The following is a 22,502-nucleotide window of genomic DNA, read 5'->3' as shown; positions in this document are numbered from 1 at the left end:
CCGCCCCGTGCGGGCTTTTTGTTGCCTGGAGATTGATGGCATGACCATTGCCGCAACTGACGTAAAGCTGCTGAAAAGCCAGCGCCTGACCGACGAGAACGACGGCGGCGGCCGCGCCACCGGCAATGCCGTGGTGGACGGTGAGGTCAACAATGTGTTCCCCGACATCAGCCGGCTCGACCGCACCACCGGCCGCATCAACCTGCGCAAGCTGTTCGGCGGGCCGATGACGCAGAACGCTGACGCCTACCTGGGCGCTCACGCCATCGTCACCAAGTCGCCGGCTGACCCGCGCGTGAGCGTGCTGCTGTTCAACACCGGCAGCCAGATCGACGAGCGCCGCGATGCGCAGAACGCCATCGAGAGCTACGTGGCGGCCGCGACCACCGCGCAGTTCGAGCTGCTGGGCACTCAGCTGGCTGGCCAACGCGCCATCGCCTGCGTGCAACGCGAGGAGCAGCGCGTGCCTGAGATTGGCGAAGTGTTCCAGCTCGTCACCGCCAGTGCCTCGCAGTACGTGCGCCTGACCGGCGTGGATAGCGCGCTGGAGCAGTTCACCTTCGACTACGGCAACGGCAACTTCGTCAACTTCACCCGGCGCCGGCTCGACCTGCAGATCAGCGCGCCGCTGCTGAGTGAGTTCCCTGGCGGCCAGGTCACGCCTGCCGGCACCTCGGGCACGGCGTTGAGCGGCGCCGCCAAGGCGCGTGTGCTGTCCACTCAGGTGGCGGACGCTGCGCGCTATTACAGCATCAGCCCGCTGGCCGAAGCGGTTGCAGCCGGCGCGCTGAACCTGAAGGTGCAGTCGGTCTACAGCCAGCTTGTGCCGAGCACCACGAAAGAATCGGCACTGGTTGACGTGCTGGGCGGCTATCAGCGGCAGATCTACGTGCCGGCCGGGCCGTCGCGCGCTGTCACGCTGACCGTTGCTGCCGGCGCTGTGGCGGGTGAGTCCCGCACCTTCCTCGGCACCGGCTGCGCGCCTGGCACGCTGACCATCACCGTTAACAGCGGCACCTATGCCGACGACAGCAAGGGCGGCCTGCGCTACGTGAGTGGCAGCAACTGGCTCAGTTCCGGCCGGGTGGATTATCAGACCGGCGAAGTGACGCTGATCCGCACCGGCACCAGCTTCACCGGCTCGGCCACGGGCGCGTACCGCCCGGGTGCGGTGGCAACCGGCGACACCATTACCGGTGAGCTGGAAATCACCCTGGGTAACCGTGGCTATGTCTACACCCTGAACCTCTCCGGCGCCGTGCCGCGTGCTGGCACGCTCAGCGTCAGTTTCATGGCCCTGGGCAAATGGTACGAGCTGCGCGACCAAGGCGACGGCCTGCTGACTGGCGAGGGCGCCGGCACCATTGCGTTTGGTACTGGCTCGGTATCGCTGACCCTCAACGCGCTGCCGGATGTCGGCAGCTCGCTGGTGTACAGCTACGTCAGCTCGGCCGACAACGCCATCACTGAGCGCTCGGGCGGCAGCGTCGTGCCCAAGCTGGAGGTGCGCTACACCCTGCCCGAGGGCGGGGTGCTTCCGGGCTCGTTCTCGGCCACCTTCACGGCCGGTACCGTGCGCGAGATCACCGACGACGGCCAGGGCAACCTGACTGGCACGGGCGGCACCGGCACCATCGCGTATGCCTCGGGCGAAGTGGTGATGGTGCTGAGTGCCACGCCGAGCGGCGGCATTGCCTACGCCTGGGAGCGTGGCTCTGTCGACAGCGGTGCGCTCAGTGTGACCAGCGATGGCAGTGGCATGGCGACGTTCACCATTCCCGGTGCGCCGTTCAAGCCGGGGTCCGTGCGCGTCAACTGGATGACCACGCGCCGCCAGGCCGCCCCGGCCGTCAACTGGAGCGTGATCGAGGCCGGCAACGTGCTGCCGATCTACGACGGCTACCGTGATATTGCCAACGTCGCCAACGACAACGGCAATGGCGGCTGGCAGGCCGGGCGCGCTGGCAGCATCAACTACACCACCGGCCAGGTCACGTTGCAGGTGGCGGCGCTGTATGACTACGTGGAATACACCTACAGCAACCGTAGTAAGAGTTCGCCGCTGTTCCCGCGCGCCACTGAGCCGGTGCTGGTGACCACCAACGTGCAGTTGCGCGAATCGTTCGGCGGCACCGTCGAGCACTCGGCCCAGGCCGACAGCGTGAGCACGGACCCGCAAACCGCCAGCCAGGCCCAGCCCGGTATCACTGTCGAGCTGCTGCCCGGCGTGGCTGAACCCATCGTGCCCGGCTCGCTGCTGTTCAGCTGGAACGGCGGGCTTTACTGCGACCGCTCCGGCATCCTGTACCGCGACGTAGCCAGTAACACCAATGGCGGGGTAGCGGTGGGGACGGTGAACTATGCCGACCGTACCGCCACGCTCAGCAGCTACGGCGGCAACGCCTCGGGCGCGGTGAGCGTGCTGGCCTGTCTGACGGCAGCGGTGGGTTTCAGCGTGACCGCTGCAACGTACCGCACCCCAGGTGCGCCCCTGCGCGCGGGCAGCATGCAGGTGACGGCGGTGCGGGCGGATACCGCCGAGGTGATCACCGCTGCGAGCGACCTCAACGGTGAGTTCAATACCGGCATTGTTCGCGGCACCGTCGATGCCACTACCGGCATCACCCGGCTGACGTTCACGACCGACCCGAACGACGACACCGGGGCGAGCGACATCGCCGTGATTCCGCTGCTGCTGCGCTACAACGCTGTGGTGCAAACGCGCCTGCCGCTCGATGCTGGCTTGCTGGGTCTTGACCCGGTGCGCCTGCCGGCCGATGGCCGCGTGCCGGTGTACCGCGACGGCGACGTGCTGGTGATCCACCACACCGCCGAAACGGTGGTGGCCTCGCCCACTGCCGGCAGCACGCTGCAGCTCGACCGAGCGCAACAGGCCGAGATCGAAGTGGTGGCCGGTGCCGGCACGGTGCTGCGTGCTGACTCGTTCACGGCTGATCGCGAGCTGGGCACCGTGACCTGGGCGAACCCGCTGGTGCTACAGGATGAGGAGGGCAACCCACTCGGCCTGCCGCTGATCGTGCGTGACCGCGTGGAGCACATGACCATGTGCACCGAGGTGCAGATTACCGGCCAGCTGGGGTTTAGCGCGCCGCTGCCATGGGACTTGCCAGCCGGCGAGGCCATGGTGTCGAGCGCGGTGGCGTGGGGTGACCTGCAGTCGCGGATTCACACCTGGTTCACGCAGCAGACGTGGAGCCAAGGCGCGCCGAACTGGACCGATGAGCCAATCGGCAACACGACCACAGCGCAATACAACCAGCTGAGCTATCCGCCAATCATCACCAACGCGGGCGGCATCGCTGGCAAGTGGGCGCTGGTGTTCACCAGCTCCACCGCGTTCAACGTGGTGGAGGAGCGCCTGGGCGTGATCGCCACCGGCAACACCAGCACGGATTGCGCGCCGATCAACACGCTGACCGGGCAACCGTTCTTCACGATCCGTCGTGAGGGCTGGGGCTCCGGCTGGGCGGCTGGCAATGCGGTGCGCTTCAACACGGACTCGGCGCTAGGCCCGATGTGGTGCATCCGTACCGTCATCAGTGGTCAGGGCACCGTCGATGATGACAAGTTCGAACTGCAGGTTCGGGGGGATGCTGACTGATGGCCAGGGTTTATCACCGTGATCAGGCCGGGGCGCCTACCTTGACGTATTTCCCAACCAACACAGCGCAGGCGCATTTCGATGCGTTTCGCACAGTGCTAAAGGCGTGCCTGGTCAGTGGCTACGGTGCGATTCCGGCGGCGGGGTGGGAGTTGGTGCATGACGCGGCCAACTCCCTCGTGCTGCGCAATGGGTCGCACAGCGGGTACGTGTGCTTTCAGCGCGACAGCTCAGGGCTGACGGCAATTACCGTCTGGCTGGCAGCAACCTTCACCGGTGTAGATGCGGACGGAAAGATCATGGGGGACGGGGTGCGCAGCGGTACCGCAGCCAATAGCGCCGTGCCACAGCGAATCAGTGTTCGCGGGTTTGTGTCCTATTCGGCAAGTTCTACGTGGTCGTTGGTTGCCGACAGTAAGTCGTTTTGCTTCTCACCCAGCCCCTCTTCCTCTTCTACGACTGGAGAGTTGATTGGTAATCAGGGCCAGTCTTACGAGGGGAACAATCTGCTCTATTGTGGGGAGGACTCGGCGGGAGACTTCGTCTGCATCGGTGGGCTTAACCTGGCGACTGCCAGCGTCTCTTCGGCGACCAGTTACTTCAATTCGGATGGCTTTACTGCCCTGAAATACCCGGATACCGGGTTACTGGTTGATGCGGCCGCAATCTCGGTTTCGATGCCTGGTTGCGCGTTTGGCAACGTGGCCCTCTTCTCGGCTTTCCCTGCCGGGGTAGTGTTCCCTGATGTGAGGTTGTCGGCCCCTGTCTGGGTTGCGAATGGCGTGGTTAGGACGCTTCGGGGGTTGGCCTTCGATCCTCGCATGCTTTACGCCTTCAACAGCTTGGCCTCGCAAGCGCTGGGCGGCCCCGCTCTGACAACTCGAAACTTGAACACCGTACTCTCTCTCGGTGATGGGCATTCCTACCTAGTTGGTCGCGCCTTCGGCTACAACGCCGTCACGATGCTGCTGACGGACAACCCGGAGTTCTGGCCATGACTGTTGCGCTGCTGCCTCATCGGGTCGTGGTGCCTGCCTACGGTGAGGGGCCACGCGTAGAGATTCGGTTTCGGCTGCTCAGGGATGGCGAAGTGACACCGGGGCTGAAGCGCATTCGTGTGTATCGCGGTTGGTTGGGTGTAGGTCAGCTTGATGCGGTGTTTCAAGCTGAGGATGGTGAGTTCACGGCCATTCAGCGCTTTGACCTGGCAACGCTGCTCGCGCAGGGCGATTGGCTGGTTGCCGGGTTGGACAACACGCCGCCACGCCGTACCCGAGCCACCTACCTTGCACTGGCTGAGTCCGGCACTTACACGTTCAACATCACCAGCGGCGACGGTGGCCAAGCCGGCGAACCGGCTCAGGTTGAGGCGCGTGTGCGTGTTGAGCGCATGCCGACCAGCCGTGAGGTCGTGCTGCTGGAGCGGCCCATTGACGGTGAGTGGCGAATCGCCGGCTACGGGCCAACGCCGGGTGGTGCTGGTGAGATCGATCTGCGTGTGGTCGGGGGCGATGTCTATGCGCTGGCGGTCGATGACTACGGCGTGCAGTTCGTCGCTGACCTTGCGGTGCAGGTTGGCCAGCGCATTCGCCCGACGCAGTACACCGGCTGGGTGTATGAGATCACTGAGGCCGGCCAGCTGCCGTCCGTTGAGCCCGCCTGGTGGGCGGCGGTGGGCGAGAACCCATCGCAGCCCCTGGGCACTGCGCGTGCTGTTGCGCGTCGCTACTTTCAGCCGATTGCACTGGGGCCGGGGCCGGTCGAGGTAGTCTGATGATCAGCGTTTCAATCAGTGGAGGTTGGGGCCGTGCGGCCTCGGCCGACCGCGCTGCGTCTGCAATTCCGTGGAATGCTCTGCGCCAGGTGGACCGCCGCGCTGCTGCGCGTTGGCGTATTGCGGGCGTTGCGGATCGCCGTGTAACAGCTGTGCCTTGGGCGCGGGTGCCAACGCGGGATCTACAGCAGGCCGCTCGTTGGGGGGGTGCCGGCCGGCTCGATGCACAAGCCAGCGCCCAGCCCTGGGGCTGGGTGCCGGCGAGAGACTTGGCGGTGGCCAGCGGCTGGGATCACACCATCAAGCCGCGTGACCTGCGCCTGCGACTGATCTACAACCCCAAGCCAGCGCGCAAGGATCTCGCCATCGCGGCGGGGCATCGGCGGGTCAATGAGTTCGGCCCGCGCTTCAATGCCGAAACAGCCCTGCAGGACAGCCTCTACGTGCCCGGCCCGAACTGGCTGGTGTTCGAGTTCGGCGGCCGGCCGTACTTCCCCAGCACGTCGCCAGAGGTGTTCTTTGACTTCCGCTATGTGCCGGCGACGCCTGCGATTCAGCCGACCGACATGCGCCGCACCCGCGTGCGCTGGCAGTCAGCGCGCCGGCTGAACCTGGGACGCACGCTGCCTTGGGGCAAGGCCCGCCAGGTCGACGGCGTGCTGACCGATCTGCCCTACGTCGACTACCCCGGCCCGGTCAAACCGCTGCCGGAGCCGCCGCCAGATCCAACCATTCTGGATACCTACATGATTGCGAACACCGTCAACCTCGTGGCGCTGCCGAGCCGCACGCCTATCGAGGCGAAGAACATCAAGGTCGGGCTGGATGCGGACAGCTTCAGCTGGACGTTTAGCGCAGACATCTTCACCCGCGCGGCGCTGGAGCTGGTGCAGCCGGATGCCGAGGGCGCTGGCGAGCTGGAGCTGGATGTGAACGGCTGGAAGTGGGTGGTGCTGGTTGAGCGCTACAGCCGCAAGCGCCAGTTCCCGGCCGAGGCCTACACCATCGCGGGCGCGACCCGTGGCCAGTTGCTGGCCGCGCCCTACGCGCCGTTGCGCAGCGGGTTGAACGCGGCGCAGATCAACGCCGCCCAGGCGGCCGAAGCCGAGCTGCTGAACACTGGCTTTACACTGAGTTGGGCGGCAACGGACTGGACCTTTCCGGCCGGCGCGCTGAGCTATCAGAGCCAGACGGCGATGCAGGTTATCGCCAGGCTGGCCGAAACGGTTGGCGGCGTGGTGCTGCCGGCCCGCGATAGTGATCACCTCGACATCGTGCCGCGTTACCCGCTGCCACCCTGGCAGTGGAATGACGTCGACGCGCCGATCACGCGCGTGATTCCGCCCGCCATGATGACGGATCTGGGCGGGGAGTGGACCCCGCAACCTGCTTGGAATGCCTGCTACACCAGCGGCACCTCGGTCGGCTGCTCGATGCTCGTGCGCCGTGCCGGCACGGCTGGTGACAACCCAACGCCCGACGTGTTCGAGGACTGGCTGACCGACCAGCCGGCCAATCAAGCGCGCGGCACCCACGAACTGAGCAAGGGCGGCAACATTGAGATTGTCAGCGTGACGATCCCGCTGTTCCCGTTTGCTGATGACCATGGGGTGGGGCTGATCCTGCCGGCGAACCTGTACCGCGTGCCCGAGGAATCCGGCCCGTGGGTTGGCCTGTGCCTGGGCGTGGACATCAGCGCCGAGGGCACCGGAGCGGTACGCGTACGGCAACAGATCAGACTGGAGCGGCACCACTGATGGCAACGATCAATCCCTGGAAACGCTTCATCGGCCTGCTACCTGGCGGTGTGCGCACGGTTGCCATCGTCCGCAGCATCAACACCTCGGCGGGCCTGAGTGAGGTAGAGCTGCGCACCGGTACACGCGTCACCGTTCGCGGTGTCGACGTGCCGGTGAACAGCAAGGCCTACATTGCCGACGGCACGATCAGCGGCCCGGCGCCGGATCTGCCGCATTTTGATGTGGATGTTTAGGTGGCTTAATAGTGGCGCTCGTCTCGAATCTTTAATAGCCTCGGCGTTCTCGATTGGTGAGTGGAGGTTGTGATGGTCGATATGTTTGAGGAAGGCGAGCGCGATGGGCGAGAGCAAGGGGCCGAACTAGACGCTTACACGTTATTCACTCGTGGTGACGAATACGCCTGCGGCTTTGTGTGGGGCTATACCGCCAGAATGGTCGGATTTACCTCTGCCGATGTGTTCTGGTCGTTGCTTGGCGAGAACGCACGAGAGGCCAGGGCACCGTTAGGCCTGCTGCTTGAGCATGTAGAAGATGAGTATGTCGATGAAGTGAAGCGTGGTTACCACGACAGCTGAATCATAACGATTTTTGAAAACCCGCTTCGGCGGGTTTTTTATTGCCTGGAGAAAACCAATGGCTCGAATCTCTGCTGCCCAGGTGGGCGGCCCGAATGTGCTCGCGTTCCTAGATATGCTGGCCTGGTCTGAGCTGGGCGAGAAGATCCTGGCGCATTCCGACGACGGCTATAACGTCATCGTTGGCTCGCTGCCGGGCCGGTTGATCACATTCGACGACTACTCGGCGCACCCTAACCGCCTGATCCGGCTGCCGCGCTACGGCATCGCCTCGACCGCTGCCGGCCGCTACCAGTTTCTGCACCGCACCTGGCTGGCAATCGTTCGGGTCTACGGCTTCAAGGGGCGCTTTATTCCTGAAGCCCAGGATCTGGCAGCCGTGAAATTGCTGACCGAGTGCAAGGCGATGCCGGCGATCAAGGCCGGCCGGATTGCGGATGCCATCGCCCTGGCGGCGCCGATCTGGGCAAGCCTGCCCGGTGCTGGCTACGGCCAGCGCGAGCACGCCCTGGCAAACCTGCTGGAGATCTATGCAGACGAACGAGCCGCCGAGCCGTGCGACGAGCAGGATCTGCTGGCGATGTTCACGGTTTGCGGTGGGGTGGTGGCGTGATCGCCGCGCTGGCAGACCGGGCGATGCTGCTGGGCATCGTCGCGGGGCTGGGCTTCCTGGCCGGCTGGAAGGTCAATGGCTGGCGGCTTGGCGAGGGGATCGCCCAGGGCCAGGTCGAGGCCGTCACCATCGTTCGCGTTGTCGAGCGGCAACAACAGGGCGTCGCAGACGCAGAGGGGCAAAAGGGTCATGACCAACTTGAAGAGCTGCAGCGTCGTGCTGCTGATGCTGGGGCTGCTGCTGACGGGCTGCGCAAGCAGGCCAGCGGCCTGGCCACCCAGCTCGCTACCTGTAATGCCGGAACTGCCGGCGAGCGCGCGGCAAGGGAGCGCGCCGCCAGCGTGCTCGCCGAGCTGCTTGGAGAGATGGAATCAGAAGGTCGCTGGCTGGCGGCAGAGGCTGACGGACGCAGGATTAAAGGTCTCACCTGCGAGCGAACCTATGGGGGAGTGAAGGCAGCGCCGCTCAGTTCGCCGCCTCCCTAAGCTGTTCGGGTACGGGGTACTGTAGATCCTCTACCAGCACCTCCTGGTCCCGTTGGCCAGTGAGCAGCCCGACCAGTTCCCACTGCTGATCAAGCTCTTCGCTGATGGCTTGCATGCGCTCGATCATGCGTCGTGCTGACCGCTGCACCGTGGCGTCCTGGCTCTGGAGTTGCTCGAAGGCCATCGCCGTTACGGATGCGGTCATGTGAGTCATGCTGCGGGCCATCAATCCCAGCAACTGCTTTAGCTGCTGCTCTTCCTTGGCAGACATATCGCGCTCCTCTTGCGTCTGAGCATCAGCTTAGCCGAACGGTGCAGTGCTGATAGCTGCTTGCTTGTAAGCCAATGCCGCCGGCGGGGGTACTCCCTTCACCAAGGCAATGGTGCCATTCCTCAGCTGAATCAAAAGAAGAGGGCGACCGCCCGGGGTGCGCTAACACCCAGGGCGGACGCCAGACCGCAGACTAGCCCTGCAAGCCCGGCCATGGCCCCCGCCTCGTGCACGAAGCGGCGGCAGGCTAACACCTGTTTATCCATACAGTAAAGGCTTGCATATGACCAACCCTGTAATCCCATGGCTGGGCGGCAAGCGCCGTCTGGCCGACCGTCTTATTCCACTGTTCCCGCCGCATGAGTGCTACGTCGAGGCCTTCGCCGGTGGCGCCGCACTGTTCTTCTTGCGCCCACAGCCTGCGCCGGTCGAGGTGCTGAACGATGTGAACGGCGACCTGGTGTCGCTGTATCGCGTCATCCAGAACCACCTTGAGGAGTTCGTGCGGCAGTTCAAATGGGCGCTTAGCTCTCGGCAGATTTTCGAGTGGCAGAAGATCACCCGCCCGGAAACCCTGACCGATATCCAGCGCGCTGCGCGCTTCTTCTACCTGCAGCACCATGCCTTCGGCGGCAAGGTTGCAGGGCAGACGTTCGGCACTGCTACCACTGGGCCGGCGCCGAACATCCTGCGCATTGAGGAGAACCTATCCGCTGCCTGGCAACGGTTGGCGGGCGTCTATGTCGAGAACCTGTCCTGGCTCGATTGCGTTGAGCGCTACGACCGGGCGCACACCTTCCACTACATGGACCCGCCGTACTGGCAGACCGAGGGCTACGGCGTTGCTTTCCCCTTCGAGCAGTACCTGGCCATGGCCGACTTCATGAAGCGCTGCAAGGGGCGGGTGATGGTCAGCATCAACGACCATCCCGATATCCGTCGGGCGTTTGATGGCTTTCATATGGAGCGGCTCGATATTCGCTACAGCTGCACCAACCAGCGCAGCGGCTCGGCTGAGACTACAGGCGAGCTGGTGATCATGAACTGGGAGCCGGCCGCGTTGGGTGGGCTGTTCGATGGACTCTGAACTGCTTGCTATGCCTGGGCACCAGAGCGTTACTGGTGCCAACGCGAATTGGACCGGAGAGACAGCATGAACCTGAGCGAGCATCTGCAGCCCCTGCCGACCGAATTGCTCAAGGCAATGGCCAAAGGCGAAGTGGACGCCCAGGCCATAGCGGCCCAGTTGATGGCCAGCCGAGGGCTTGATCGAGAGGGGAAGTGGGTGGGCTTCGAGGCCGCGGCAGCGGCCTGGGGTGTTGAGCACGGCTAGATGCAAGAAAGGGCGCCTTTCGGCGCCCTAATCTTTCAGCTTGTGAGAAGCAACTTAACGAGCAGCTGTAGCAATCGAAGTGTTTCGATCACCAGCACGATGACGGGGGATGACATAGGTAGCCCTCAGTCGATGGCTGGATATTGGTGATGCTGTCGGCTCGTGCTAAGGTTTTACTGCTGTATATACGCTAGCATCGCAAACGCATGCGGGTCTGGTATGTCCAGGTTCACCATTGCCGCTGCAGTCTAGTCGGAGCCGAGAGGGTGGCACCCCTCTCGGCTTTTTCTTTTCTGCATCACCTTACTTTCCTGCTTCTGCGCATTGTAATGCGCTCTTTGATTTGTGAAAGGCAGCCGAAAAAGAACTTCCTGTGGATAAGTTATGGGTGGCTTGTGGGTGTAAACAGCGTAGCCATTGATATTTCTGGCCTTTACTGTTGATGACCGTTCGTCGCATGTGACCCAAGTTTGGCTGGACGAAAAGGAACACCACTAGATGTAGTGGTTGAGTGATCTGGCGATCTCCGAGCGCCGTATTTCTCGCCTGGCTACTTCGGCTTGATCAGCTCCGGCCCCTGGTTCCGCACATTCCCCACAGCCCGGTCGACAGGGAACCATTCGAACTCCCAGCTGGGCGTGCCCTGGTGCAGGAGGATCTGCTCGGCGCGGTGCGGGGTGGTGTCCGGGTCGATCCATTCGCGGGCTAGCTCGGGGCTGAGCACGACCGGGCGGCGGTCGTGCACATCGATCATCCCGCCCTCAGCGTCGGCGGTGATGATCACGAAGCCGTCTGTTTCCTCTGACTCCCCGCCGGCCGGCGGGAACTGGCCAATGGCAGCGAAGAAAAGCGGGTCCCCACTGCGCAGTCGGATGTAATAGGGCTGCTTGATCTTCGGGTTATCTTCGTCCTGCACCCATTCAAACCAGCCATCAGCCGCGACCAGTGCGCGGTGCTGCCAGATCTGCCTGAAGAAGTTGCCGGTGGCCACCTTCTCTAGTCTGGCGTTGATCGGCGGTGGCATCTTCCCTCGCGCCCAGTTGGGCGCCCATCCCCATCTCACCTCGGCCACCACCAGGTGGCCCCCCGTGCTGTGCAGCACCTGCACCTGGGTGCTGGGCGCGACGTTGTAGCGCTGTATTGGCTCGCCCTCCCAGCCGCTCATGGCGTCCTGCTCGCTGTCGAGCTCGCGCAGGTAATCGCGCATGCTTCGATACTGGGCAAACCTTCCGCACATTCTCTCGTCCTCCTGTCGCTCGCCATCAGCATGGCATTGACGCCGTGCGTGTCAATGCAAATACTGTTTATCTGTACAGTATTAGTTTAGGTAATACCCTTGGCCAGCGTCAGCATCCTCGGCCTTGTCGCGTCCGGCGGCGCCGAAATTCCCTACTACCTCCCCAGCGTGCCGGCTGGCTTCCCTAGTCCGGCCCAGGATCACATCGAGCAACGCATCTCCCTCGACGAACTGTTCGGCCTGCATCGCCCGCAGATCTACCTGGCCCGCGTGGGTGGTGACAGCCTGCAGGGGGTGGGCATCCTCGATGGTGACCTGGTGCTGATCGACAAAGCCGCCAAGGCCAAGCGAGGCGACGTGGTGATCGCCTGCGTCAACGGCGAGCCGCTGCTCAAGATCATGGGCGGTGACCAGCACCAGGTCATCTTGCTCTCGGCAAATCCCAAGTACGCGCCGCGCTACGTGCTCGAGGCTGAGGAGTTTCAGGTGTGGGGCGTTTACGTGGGCCTGTGTCGGCAGGGGCGCCACTGTGGCTGACCGGGTGTTCGCGCTGATCGACTGCAATGCCTTCTACTGCAGCTGCGAGCGGGTGTTTCGGCCTGACCTGGCACGCGTGCCCATCGTGGTGCTGTCGAACAACGATGGCTGCGTGGTCAGCCGCACCAGCGAGGCCAAGGCGCTGGGCATCAAGATGGGCGAGCCGTGGTTCCAGATCCGCAAGGCGTTCGAAGCGGCCGGCGGCATGGCGTTCAGCTCCAACTATGCGCTGTACGGCGACATGAGCGAACGGGTCATGACTGTGATCGAAGGCCTGGTGCCGGCTCTGGAGGTGTACAGCATCGACGAAGCGTTCGCAGAGCTGACCGGCGTGCTCGGTGACCTCGATGCGCTGGGCCGGGAGATACGCGCCCAGGTGCTGGCATGCACCGGCATCCCGACCGGCGTTGGTATTGGCCCCAGCAAGACGCTGGCGAAGCTGGCCAACTATGCGGCGAAACGCTGGCAGCGGCAGACAGGCGGGGTGGTCGATATCCGCGACCCGGAGCGGCGCGCGAAGCTGCTGGCTGCCACGCCGGTCGGTGAAGTGTGGGGCGTTGGTCGCCGGCTGACTGCTCGCCTGGGTGAACTGAACATCAAGACCGCTGCCGACTTGGCGGCTGCTGATGCCTGGACGCTACGCAAGCAGTTCAGCGTGGTGCTGGAGAAGACCGCGCGCGAGCTGCGCGGCATACCCTGCCTGGAGCTGGATGGCGAAGCGCCGCCAAAGCAGGAGATCTGCTGCAGCCGAATGTTCGGCAAGCGCCTGCACGAGCTGCCACCGATCCGCGAGGCGGTGGCCACCTACGCCGCCCGGGCCTGCGAGAAACTGCGCGCGCAAGGCTCAGTGTGCAAGCGGGTGCGCGTGAGCATCCGCACCGGCATGTTTAACCCAGACGAACCCAAGTTCGCCCGCGGCGTGCTCTGCGAGTTGCCGTACCCAAGCGACGACACTCGGTTGATCACCCAGGCCGCCCTGGCCGGGCTGGAGCAGGTGTATCGCCCGGGCTTCGCCTTCAGCAAGGCCGAGGTGCTGCTGCTCGATCTCTGCCAGCGCGGGGAGTACACCGACGATCTGTTCGCCCCGACCCAGCCCGAGGCCTCCCGCCAGGTGATGGCGGTGCTGGATGCCGTGAATGCGAAGTGGGGCAGGGGAACGCTGCGGCCGGCATTGGTGCCACCGACGCCTGGGTGGGGTATGAAGCGGGAGATGATGAGTCGGAGTTTTACGACGCGACTTGATCAGCTGTTGCTGGTGCGGTGACGTCAGTACCAGAGAGCTTCAGCTATCACCATGTAAGAAGTTGCAGCCTCTGGGGAAGACTGCAGTTGTATCGCGAGATCCTCTATCACCCAATGGCTATCAACCGGCAAAGATTGACCGTCACCTATCAGGTGGGAAAGTGCTTTGCCTGTAGGACGCCCAAGCTCCTTCAGAACCCTTTCCAATTCCACTGCCAGAGCATCCAGCGATGCATAGCTGGGTGCTGTCTGCGCTTTATGAAGGGCCGCTCTGAGTCTGGATGGCATCTCTGAGATCGCTGAAAAAACTGTCTAGAACTACGAAATAGGGCAGCGAATCATCAGTCTTTAGGGCGCCTTGCCGGCATGCTTCTAATTAGACGGATTATCAGATAATGGCTTAATTATCAGAGGTTTATGACCGATTTAACCGCTGGTGTTGCATCATCGGGGTGTGAGCGGAGAGATCGGTCATGCCGGGCCTTACGTGCGATGGGTGTGACGAAGCCGGGAATTTTCCCATACTTCGTCCCTCACGTGGGCTGCGAATCTGACGCAATTCCCCTTCAGTCGGTGAAGGTCACCGAGAACTGGGCTACCGCCTCGACCACACGTTGCGACTCGCTGCGTATCTCGCGGATCACTTCACCGGCCTGGTTGGCCAGGTCTACGCCAGTGCGTGCGCGTTCTCGCGTGGTAGCCATGCTGGCCACTGCATCGCGCGTGAGGTTCTGGTTCTGCTGAACCACGCCGTTGATCTCCTGAGTCGCCTGGCTGGTGCGCGAGGCCAGTTGACGCACTTCATCGGCCACCACGGCGAAGCCTCGGCCCTGTTCGCCCGCACGTGCTGCTTCGATGGCCGCATTGAGTGCCAGCAGATTGGTTTGGTCGGCGATACTGCGGATGACCTGAACGATGCTGGTGATCTGCTCGGATTGTTTGTTGAGGCCTTCTATCTGTTCGGCCACATGAGCGAGTTCGCTGGCAATATCGGCGACCACTGCAACGGTCTGTGCCACTGTGCGCGTGCCGTGATCAGCGGAAACGTCGGTCTCCTTGGCGATGTCATGAGCCAACTGGGCAGCGGCAGCCTCCGAGTCACGGCGCTCGACCTGAGCGGTAATGTCGCTGGCGAATTTCACCACGCCATAGACACGGCCGTTGGCGTCGTACAGCGGATTGTAGGTGGCTCGCAGCCAGACCTGGCGGCCTTGTTTGGTCACACGGCGAAAACGATCGGACATGAACTCGCCTTTGTTCAAGCGGGTCCAGAACTGACGGTAACCATCGCTGCGGCTGTCCTCTGCCAGGCAAAAGAGTCGGTGGTGCTGGCCGATCACCTCGTCGCTTCGATAGCCCATCAGATCGAGGAAGTTCTGGTTGGCATTCACTACCTCGCCTTCGAGGTTGAACTCGATCACCGCCATGGAGCGATCGATGGCCTTGATGTAGCTCTCGTGCATATGTTCGGCCGCTACCTGGCGGGTGATGTCGGTGGCGATCTTCATTACCTTGGTCACCGAGCCCTGATCATCCCGGATTGGCATGTAGGTCGCTTCCAGCCAGACCTCCTTGCCGTCTTGCGTCAGCCTTGGAAAGCGATCACTGAAGTGCTCGCCTTGGCGCAGGCGCTGCCAGAACTGTTGATAGGCGAGGCTCTCGCTCAGGTTGCGGGAGCAGAACAGACGATGGTGCTTGCCGACGATCTCTTCCAAGCGGTAATTCACTACACCGAGAAAGGCTGGGTTGGCGTCGAGGATGATGCCGTCCGGGGTGAACTCGATCATCGCCATCGATTGGCGAATGGCCTGTAGCTCTGCCGCTCCCTGATCCTGCGTGTCCTTGTGTTCCCTGTTCCGTGAAAGCCACATCGCAGTGTCTCCTATTGCACCCTAACCCGTGATAACAGTAGACGAACTTTGCCGTTTCCACTGGCAGGCAAGCTGTGTAGGGTTTGCCGTTCGATGAGTGAGGAGTGGACATGGACAGAATCAGCCAACTGGCCGAACAACTGGGTGCAGCATTGCAGGCGCAAACTGCCCAGGTCACCACAGCAGAGTCTTGTACAGGCGGCGGTATCGCCGAGGCGATCACTCGTATCCCCGGCAGCTCGGCCTGGTTCGAGGCTGGCTATGTGACGTATTCCAACGCCCAGAAAACCAAGCAGCTGGCTGTATGTGCCGACTTTTTCGCCAGTGTGGGCGCCGTTAGCCAGGAGGTGGTGGAGGCGATGGTGCGTGGCGCTCAGGCCAATAGCGGTGCGCGCTATGCAGTGGCTGTCAGTGGGGTGGCCGGGCCGGGCGGTGGCTCCGTGGAGAAACCGGTCGGTACCGTCTGGTTGGCCTGGGGCGATGGTGAGCGTCTTTTCAGTGTGCGCAAGCAGTTCGCTGGTAACCGCGATGAGGTGCGCCGACAAACGGTCGAGGCCGCTCTGGCGGGGCTTCTGCGCCTGCTGGCGGAGGAAAATCCGCTTGTGGGGTAGGCGGGCGACTTGCCCTGTGGAATAATACTGGCTACTTATACAGTTGTTGGCGGCCCTCGAGGCCCTTGTTAATACGTGAGGATGGTAATGGACGAGAACAAGAAGCGCGCTTTGGCGGCTGCCCTGGGTCAGATCGAGAAGCAGTTCGGCAAGGGTGCGGTCATGCGCATGGGCGACCATGAGCGCCAGGCCATCCCGGCCATCTCCACCGGTTCGCTGGGGCTGGATATCGCCCTGGGCATCGGCGGTTTGCCAAAAGGCCGTATCGTCGAGATCTACGGCCCGGAATCCTCTGGTAAGACCACGCTGACCCTATCGGTTATCGCCGAGGCGCAGAAGCTTGGCGCTACCTGTGCCTTCGTCGATGCCGAACATGCGCTGGATCCGGATTATGCCGGCAAGCTTGGCGTCAACGTCGATGACCTGCTGGTATCGCAACCGGACACCGGTGAGCAGGCGTTGGAAATCACCGACATGCTGGTGCGCTCCAATGCCATTGACGTGATCATCGTCGACTCCGTGGCGGCTCTGGTGCCCAAGGCGGAAATCGAAGGCGAAATGGGTGACATGCACGTCGGTCTGCAGGATGCAGTATTCGGAATCGCAGCGTAGTTTTGGTTCACTTAGGAGGTCTCCCTTCTTCACAAGGGGTACGCCCTAAGCTAATCAGCAATATTCGATTAATCCTAATCTGAGTGGTCGGTGAGAATGGATCAGGCAAAAAACAAAGCGTTGGAAATGGCTCTTTCTCAGATCGAGAAACAGTTTGGTAAGGGTGCCATTATGCGGCTCGGCTCCGACCGCACAATGGACATCGATGTTGTTTCGACCGGTTCTCTTGGCCTGGACATCGCTCTGGGCGTGGGTGGTTTGCCACGTGGTCGTATCGTTGAGATCTACGGCCCTGAGTCTTCTGGTAAAACCACACTGACCCTTTCCGTAATTGCTGAAGCTCAGCGGCAAGGTTTGACTTGTGCATTCGTCGATGCTGAGCACGCCCTTGATCCAATCTATGCCGCCAAACTTGGCGTGAATATCGATGATCTTCTTTGCTCGCAGCCAGATACTGGTGAACAGGCTCTTGAGATCGTAGATATTCTGACTCGTTCGGGGGCGGTCAACGTTATAGTTGTCGACTCCGTAGCTGCTCTTGTTCCGAAGGCTGAAATCGAAGGCGAGATCGGGGACTCCCATGTTGGCCTTGCGGATGCAGTATTCGGAATCGCAGCGTAGTTTTGGTTCACTTAGGAGGTCTCCCTTCTTCACAAGGGGTACGCCCTAAGCTAATCAGCAATATTCGATTAATCCTAATCTGAGTGGTCGGTGAGAATGGATCAGGCAAAAAACAAAGCGTTGGAAATGGCTCTTTCTCAGATCGAGAAACAGTTTGGTAAGGGTGCCATTATGCGGCTCGGCTCCGACCGCACAATGGACATCGATGTTGTTTCGACCGGTTCTCTTGGCCTGGACATCGCTCTGGGCGTGGGTGGTTTGCCACGTGGTCGTATCGTTGAGATCTACGGCCCTGAGTCTTCTGGTAAAACCACACTGACCCTTTCCGTAATTGCTGAAGCTCAGCGGCAAGGTTTGACTTGTGCATTCGTCGATGCTGAGCACGCCCTTGATCCAATCTATGCCGCCAAACTTGGCGTGAATATCGATGATCTTCTTTGCTCGCAGCCAGATACTGGTGAACAGGCTCTTGAGATCGTAGATATTCTGACTCGTTCGGGGGCGGTCAACGTTATAGTTGTCGACTCCGTAGCTGCTCTTGTTCCGAAGGCTGAAATCGAAGGCGAGATCGGGGACTCCCATGTTGGCCTTGCCGCTCGAATGATGTCGCAGGCGATGAGGAAAATCACTGGTAACCTGAAGAACTCCAACACTATGTGTATCTTCATTAACCAGATCCGTATGAAAATCGGCGTAATGTTCGGCAGTCCGGAAACCACCACCGGTGGTAATGCCCTGAAGTTCTACGCCTCGGTGCGCCTGGACATCCGCCGTACCGGTGCGGTCAAGGAAGGCGAAGAGGTGGTCGGCAGCGAAACCCGCGTGAAAGTTGTCAAGAACAAAGTTGCTGCTCCATTCAGACAGGCCGAGTTCCAGATCCTCTACGGACAAGGTATTAGCAAAGCCGGCGAGATTGTTGACCTAGCAGTTTCTAATAGCTTCGTTGAGAAATCCGGCGCCTGGTACTCCTTCGAAGGCAACAAGATTGGTCAAGGTAAGGCCAATACCATCAAGTGGCTGTTGGAAAACAAACCCACTATGGACAAGCTGGAAGGTATGATTCGCGACAAGTTGATGTCTAAGCCACAGGCTGAAACCTCTGCACGTCTCGCAGCCCAGGAAGAGCTGGCTGACGACTATTGATATCTCGTAGCGGTATAAGGTCGCTGCTGACAATCTATAGTTAAGTTTCTACTCCATATAAAGCCTAGCTTCCCCAGCTAGGCTTTTTCTTGATGCCACATCAAGTTTCTTTCCCATCAAGGTGACTTACAGGATCGCCTCTCGTCCAGCTACTCTCTGAGATTCAATTACGTTTGATGCCCAAACAAAAGGAGTAAACGGGTGAAAGGTTTTTTCAATGGGGCATTGCTTGTTGGCACTGTTCTGGTCAGTTCTCTGAGCTTGGCAGCGGATCTGACTCTCGATGGTTCTCGCCATGCTGTGCAGCGAGGACTCTCTCGCCTGATCGAAGGTGGAAAGCTGTTTCGCGTTGCTCGGGGCATTTATGTTGCCGCAGTCGAAACTCGGTTCGGCGTGCGCCCGCCGGCACCCGAGAAGGTTGTCCACTCGCTGGCTAATGCGCTGGGTGAGGTGCTGGTCGACCACGGGGCTCGTGCCGCGAATAAATTAGGGCTGAGTACACAGGTTCCAGTTGGCTATGTCTTTCTAACCGACGGACGTTCTAGGGAGCTTCAGGTTGGCAAGACCACCGTATCGATTCGGTATGCGCCTCGATGGTTGATGGCTCTAGGCGCTACTGGAGCGGGAGACGCCATTCGAGCATTGGATTGGGTTGGCGAAGCAAGCGTGGGGGATGCCGTTTCCAAACTTCATAAACTACTACCCGAGAGCGAATGGGGTGCTCTGGTGTCATCTCACCGCTCGTTGCCTATCTGGATGGCGAGTGCAATCTGCGCTCAGTCGAGTTGCACCCACCCTTTTAAGTTGGGCTAGCGGTTAGCTGTAGCCTACTTACCGCCAGACCGGCATCATCTGGAATGGGGCAATTCGATGTGAAAGCCCGTGAGGCCAGCGGCTGAGGTGCACCAGATGCGGCCTTTGTGAGCCTCAATGATGGACCGGGTGATGGCAAGTCCGAGCCCGGCGTTGCTCGGGCTTCCCTCCCGCCGAGCGGGGTCGACCCGGTAAAAGCGGTCGAAGAGCTTCTCTAGATGCTCTGAGCTGATTGTGTCCCCTGGGTTCTCGATGCTGAATGTGGTTGAGTCCGCTGCCTGGCGGATCAGAACCGAAATTGTCTTTCCCGCCGGCGTGTAGCGCAGCGCATTAGATAGCAAATTGGATAGCGCGCGATCAAGCATCAGCCGATCCCCCTGCGCTTGGCCTGTGCCTGTGAGCGATAGCTCAATGCCACGCTCTTCGGCTAGGAGGTGGTAGTAGTCAAACAGCTTGTAGACTACGTCAGCCAGTTCGATCCTGGCCTGCTCTGGGATGATTAAGCCATTATCAGCCTTGGCCAAGAACAGCATGTCATCAATCATTCGAGACATGCGCTTCAATTCTTCCAAGTTGGAGTAGAGGTTCTCCTCGTATGCGGTGATGTCGCGCTTATGGCTCAAGACCACCTCAGTATGGGTCATGAGGTTGCTGACGGGCGTTCGTAGTTCGTGTGCGATGTCCGCCGAGAAGTTGGAGAGTCGAATGAAGGCCTCTTCAAGTCGAGCCAGCATCGCGTTGAAGGACAGAACTAACTGCTGAAGTTCTTGCGGTACTGGTTCGAGAGGAATTCGCTCCTGCAATGATCGGGCGGACATCCCGGAGGCCACGCGAGTGACTTGCCGCAGAGGCTTGAGGCCACTGCGAGCAACCACCCAGCCGAGTGCGGCACTGAACAGGGCGCTGATGACCAATCCAATCCAAAACCATCGTTGCAGCGTGTCGAAAAAGTGTGTGTGATTGGTGACGTCAAGAATCAGCAACGCAGTGAGCGGCTCAGCCTGATCGGCTACCGAGATTTGCTCCGTCATGCCACGGTACATGTGTTGGCCGTTCTGCCACTCCCACATGCTCTGCTCATTTGCACGTCTGAAACGCTCAGGTACTTCGACTGCTCTGGGGTCGGAAAACAGTACAGAACCGTCACTGGCCAGGATAGTGGCGGCCAGATCCTGATGGGCTCCCAGCAAGGCCCGCAACTGCGGTGATTCTTCCGAAAGGCTCGCTTCACCGCGAGCATTGTTGAGGATATGTTTGGCGGATTCGAGTTTCTCCACCAGGGCCTGCCGATCCAGCATCTTGAAGTGGTGCTGGCTGAGCATATTGAAACTCAGCCCTGCTACCGTCAGGACTGCAATTGCCGCGGACATGAACATCAGGCTCATGCGTGCGGTCAGCGAAAGGTGCTTCATATTCACTCCGGAGCATCCATCATGTATCCCATGCCGCGGGCGGTATGAATCAGCTTGAGATCGAAATCGTCATCGATTTTTGCGCGTAGCCGGCGTACCGCAACCTCAATGACATTGGTGTCGCTGTCGAAATTCATGTCCCAAACCTGAGAGGCAATCAGCGACTTCGGGAGCACCTCGCCGCGCCGGCGCAGTAGCAGTTCCAGCAGTGAAAACTCCTTCGCGGTCAGGTCAATTCTTTTCCCGCCACGGATCGCACGCCGCTTCATCAGATCGACTTCCAGATCGGCAATTTTCATGGTGGTCTGCGTCGGCGAACCATTACCTCTGCGCAACAGCGTTCTGACCCTGGCCAGAAGCTCTGAGAAAGCAAATGGCTTGATCAGGTAGTCGTCCGCACCCAGCTCCAACCCTTTAACGCGGTCTTCCACACCATCGCGTGCCGTCAAGAACAGTACGGGGACGTCTTTTCCTGCTGCGCGCAACATGCGCAGCACTTCCCAACCGTCCAGCCCAGGCATCATTACATCCAGAATTAGCAGGTCATAGGCTTCGCTAAGTGCATGCTGAAGGGCATCTGTACCGGTCATAACCCGGTCGACATTGAACCCAGCCTCGGTGAGACCTTGCTGGAGGTACGTACCGGTTTTGGGTTCGTCTTCAGCTACCAGTAGTTTCATGTGTGCAGACTCCAAAAGTCGGGTGGCCTGAGTTTGCAGGCAAACCGCGGCCCCAACCAGAAGCTTACGAAAATGTAATTCTGACTTCAGCTCACTGACAGGGTGGCTTGTCTAGGGTGCAAGCATGAGTACTAGGTTGTGCTCTCGGCCCTCGACAGACCAAAAGCAGAGGTGCCGGCCATAGTTTGCACTGATGGAGACTGCCCATGAAATCGCTGAAACCTTTGCTTCTGGTTGGTTCGCTACTGCTGTCTTCCATGGCTTGGGCCGAAGGGGGCAGCGACCGTGTATTCGAGCGCATCCAGCAGATGCGCGACAAAGCAGAAGCCGTGCTGATCCAGGCGGAGAAGGCCCCGGTCGGCGAGCGGCATGTGCACATGAAGGAGCATATGAACATGCTCGAAGACATCATGAGCCAGCTGCACAACGAACATCCCGCGCCAAACATGTCTGCCGAAGAGCATCTGGCCTGGATGGAAAAGCATGACAAGCTGGTAGACGACGTGCTGGCTCAAATGATCCGCGAGCACAAGCTAATGATGGCCGACAAAGAGTGCCATCGATAAGGATTTTCCCATCTTCCAGGCCTTCCGTGATTGCTCCTTTGGCCTAGCGGCGCCTTTATGGCGCCGTGCTTTTTCCCAGCTGACGCAATTGTAGTTTTGGGGTCAGCGGCCTGGCAGCAAGCGGGGAATAGCATGAGATTTCCAGCACCCATCTCGAGGTCTCACCATGAAACGCTTACCCCTTAAACTGCTGATCAGCACTCTGTTCATCAGCACCACCTTTCCGGCATTTGCCGAGGTCGGCGGCAGTAGCAATGGCATTGGGCAGCAGGCCCAGGCGACGCCAGCGACTCGTACCATCTTGGTAAAGATGGACGACATCAACTACAGCCAGAAAACGATCGATGTGAAGCCAGGTGAAACCGTGCGCTTCGTTCTGAAGAACGAGGGCGCGTTGATGCACGAGTTCAACATCGGGCAGGCAGCGTCCCAGCTGGAGCACCAGCGCAAGATGGCGTCCTTGTTCAAGGACGGCACACTGACCCCGACCGGCATGGCCGAGCGCATTGTCTGGCATGAGCGTTATGGCATGGGAGACTCCAACCCTCCAGGCTATCCGGAAGTCATCAAAGCCAAGCATGACGACCCGAACGCGGTTCTCGTCGAGCCCGGCACAACCAAAGAGTTCGTGTGGACCTTCCCTAAGGCGGGCAGTTTGAGCTTCGCCTGTACATTGCCTGGGCATTACCAGGCGGGGATGGTCGGTGAGTTTGCTCTGCGTTAG

The 22,502-nt window shown here is 60.8% G+C and carries 22 protein-coding genes and 2 pseudogenes; 19 read left to right on the top strand and 5 right to left on the bottom strand.

Annotated elements, in window-relative coordinates:
- The first annotated feature begins 40 nt into the window (after positions 1–40).
- The 8 genes from H3221_RS22170 (at position 41) to H3221_RS22135 (ending at position 8,829) form a co-directional block, all read left to right on the top strand.
- Positions 41–3,622, top strand: coding sequence for a hypothetical protein (locus H3221_RS22170; protein ID WP_196475903.1), 3,582 nt, complete (start codon positions 41–43; stop codon positions 3,620–3,622).
- Positions 3,622–4,620: a hypothetical protein gene (locus H3221_RS22165; protein ID WP_196475902.1), complete on the top strand. Its 999-nt coding sequence runs from the start codon at positions 3,622–3,624 to the stop codon at positions 4,618–4,620. Before H3221_RS22170 ends, H3221_RS22165 begins: the two co-directional genes overlap by 1 nt.
- Entirely contained in the window at positions 4,617–5,396 is a 780-nt protein-coding gene (locus H3221_RS22160; protein ID WP_196475901.1) for a hypothetical protein, read from the top strand. The genes H3221_RS22165 and H3221_RS22160 overlap by 4 nt, the downstream gene beginning before the upstream one ends.
- A complete protein-coding gene (locus tag H3221_RS22155; protein ID WP_224490743.1) occupies positions 5,396–7,153 on the top strand; it encodes a hypothetical protein in 1,758 nt (585 codons plus the stop codon). Before H3221_RS22160 ends, H3221_RS22155 begins: the two co-directional genes overlap by 1 nt.
- Positions 7,153–7,389, top strand: coding sequence for a hypothetical protein (locus H3221_RS22150; protein ID WP_196475900.1), 237 nt, complete (start codon positions 7,153–7,155; stop codon positions 7,387–7,389). The genes H3221_RS22155 and H3221_RS22150 overlap by 1 nt, the downstream gene beginning before the upstream one ends.
- A 72-nt stretch (positions 7,390–7,461) precedes the next feature.
- Positions 7,462–7,731 carry a hypothetical protein gene (locus H3221_RS22145; RefSeq protein ID WP_196475899.1) on the top strand — a complete coding sequence of 90 codons (270 nt, stop codon included), beginning with the start codon at positions 7,462–7,464 and terminating at the stop codon, positions 7,729–7,731.
- Positions 7,732–7,789: 58 nt separating this feature from the next.
- Positions 7,790–8,344 carry a glycoside hydrolase family 24 protein gene (locus H3221_RS22140; protein ID WP_196475988.1) on the top strand — a complete coding sequence of 185 codons (555 nt, stop codon included), beginning with the start codon at positions 7,790–7,792 and terminating at the stop codon, positions 8,342–8,344.
- Entirely contained in the window at positions 8,341–8,829 is a 489-nt protein-coding gene (locus H3221_RS22135) for a DUF2514 family protein (RefSeq protein WP_196475898.1), read from the top strand. Before H3221_RS22140 ends, H3221_RS22135 begins: the two co-directional genes overlap by 4 nt.
- On the opposite strand, the gene H3221_RS22130 is transcribed toward H3221_RS22135, so the two are convergent.
- Positions 8,810–9,100 carry a hypothetical protein gene (locus H3221_RS22130; protein WP_196475897.1) on the bottom strand — a complete coding sequence of 97 codons (291 nt, stop codon included), beginning with the start codon at positions 9,098–9,100 and terminating at the stop codon, positions 8,810–8,812. The genes H3221_RS22135 and H3221_RS22130 overlap by 20 nt on opposite strands.
- 283 nt (positions 9,101–9,383) lie before the next feature.
- Between H3221_RS22130 and H3221_RS22125 the strand changes: the two genes are divergently transcribed.
- Positions 9,384–10,187 (top strand): DNA adenine methylase, encoded by an 804-nt coding sequence (locus H3221_RS22125; RefSeq protein ID WP_196475896.1) that lies wholly within the window; start codon positions 9,384–9,386, stop codon positions 10,185–10,187.
- A gap of 66 nt (positions 10,188–10,253) precedes the next feature.
- Positions 10,254–10,433 (top strand): hypothetical protein, encoded by a 180-nt coding sequence (locus tag H3221_RS22120; protein ID WP_196475895.1) that lies wholly within the window; start codon positions 10,254–10,256, stop codon positions 10,431–10,433.
- A 550-nt stretch (positions 10,434–10,983) separates the two neighbouring features.
- On the opposite strand, the gene H3221_RS22115 is transcribed toward H3221_RS22120, so the two are convergent.
- Positions 10,984–11,670: an SOS response-associated peptidase family protein gene (locus H3221_RS22115; protein ID WP_196475894.1), complete on the bottom strand. Its 687-nt coding sequence runs from the start codon at positions 11,668–11,670 to the stop codon at positions 10,984–10,986.
- Between the two features lie 99 nt (positions 11,671–11,769).
- Here H3221_RS22115 and H3221_RS22110 point away from each other — a divergent pair, with 99 nt between their 5' ends.
- Both H3221_RS22110 and umuC read left to right on the top strand, forming a co-directional pair.
- Positions 11,770–12,207, top strand: a complete 438-nt coding sequence (locus H3221_RS22110; RefSeq protein WP_196475893.1) for a LexA family protein — start codon at positions 11,770–11,772, stop codon at positions 12,205–12,207.
- Positions 12,200–13,471 (top strand): translesion error-prone DNA polymerase V subunit UmuC, encoded by a 1,272-nt coding sequence (gene umuC, locus H3221_RS22105; RefSeq protein ID WP_318011467.1) that lies wholly within the window; start codon positions 12,200–12,202, stop codon positions 13,469–13,471. Before H3221_RS22110 ends, umuC begins: the two co-directional genes overlap by 8 nt.
- Before the next feature lie 544 nt (positions 13,472–14,015).
- Here the strand turns inward: umuC and H3221_RS25705 are convergent.
- Positions 14,016–15,320 (bottom strand): methyl-accepting chemotaxis protein, encoded by a 1,305-nt coding sequence (locus H3221_RS25705; protein WP_196475892.1) that lies wholly within the window; start codon positions 15,318–15,320, stop codon positions 14,016–14,018.
- Positions 15,321–15,430: 110 nt separating this feature from the next.
- Here H3221_RS25705 and H3221_RS22090 point away from each other — a divergent pair, with 110 nt between their 5' ends.
- The 5 genes and pseudogenes from H3221_RS22090 (at position 15,431) to H3221_RS22070 (ending at position 19,120) form a co-directional block, all read left to right on the top strand.
- Positions 15,431–15,931, top strand: coding sequence for a CinA family protein (locus H3221_RS22090; protein ID WP_196475891.1), 501 nt, complete (start codon positions 15,431–15,433; stop codon positions 15,929–15,931).
- A gap of 87 nt (positions 15,932–16,018) precedes the next feature.
- A pseudogene (locus H3221_RS22085) lies at positions 16,019–16,516 on the top strand (ATPase domain-containing protein); the annotation flags it as partial.
- Positions 16,517–16,639: 123 nt separating this feature from the next.
- Positions 16,640–17,134 (top strand): annotated as a pseudogene (locus tag H3221_RS22080) (ATPase domain-containing protein); the annotation flags it as partial.
- 126 nt (positions 17,135–17,260) lie between these two features.
- Positions 17,261–18,307 (top strand): recombinase RecA, encoded by a 1,047-nt coding sequence (gene recA, locus H3221_RS22075; protein ID WP_033990946.1) that lies wholly within the window; start codon positions 17,261–17,263, stop codon positions 18,305–18,307.
- A gap of 201 nt (positions 18,308–18,508) precedes the next feature.
- A complete protein-coding gene (locus H3221_RS22070; RefSeq protein ID WP_224490739.1) occupies positions 18,509–19,120 on the top strand; it encodes a DUF6088 family protein in 612 nt (203 codons plus the stop codon).
- A 35-nt stretch (positions 19,121–19,155) separates the two neighbouring features.
- Here H3221_RS22070 and H3221_RS22065 read toward each other — a convergent pair whose 3' ends face one another.
- Both H3221_RS22065 and H3221_RS22060 read right to left on the bottom strand, forming a co-directional pair.
- Complete coding sequence (locus H3221_RS22065; protein ID WP_177434078.1) at positions 19,156–20,532, bottom strand: heavy metal sensor histidine kinase; 1,377 nt, start codon at positions 20,530–20,532, stop codon at positions 19,156–19,158.
- 2 nt (positions 20,533–20,534) lie between these two features.
- Complete coding sequence (locus tag H3221_RS22060) at positions 20,535–21,212, bottom strand: heavy metal response regulator transcription factor (RefSeq protein ID WP_004374688.1); 678 nt, start codon at positions 21,210–21,212, stop codon at positions 20,535–20,537.
- Between the two features lie 206 nt (positions 21,213–21,418).
- Between H3221_RS22060 and H3221_RS22055 the strand changes: the two genes are divergently transcribed.
- On the top strand, positions 21,419–21,778 hold the full coding sequence (locus H3221_RS22055) for a co-regulatory protein PtrA N-terminal domain-containing protein (RefSeq protein WP_003246763.1): 360 nt from the start codon (positions 21,419–21,421) through the stop codon (positions 21,776–21,778).
- Positions 21,779–21,944: 166 nt separating this feature from the next.
- A complete protein-coding gene (locus tag H3221_RS22050) occupies positions 21,945–22,502 on the top strand; it encodes a cupredoxin domain-containing protein (protein WP_003139550.1) in 558 nt (185 codons plus the stop codon).

Origin of the sequence: Pseudomonas chaetocerotis, from assembly GCF_015712105.2 — a bacterium.
In the GTDB taxonomy this organism is placed as follows: domain Bacteria; phylum Pseudomonadota; class Gammaproteobacteria; order Pseudomonadales; family Pseudomonadaceae; genus Aquipseudomonas; species Aquipseudomonas chaetocerotis.
The sequence above is the reverse complement of the archived record's forward strand: the minus strand, read 5'-3'. Positions and strand labels throughout refer to the sequence as shown.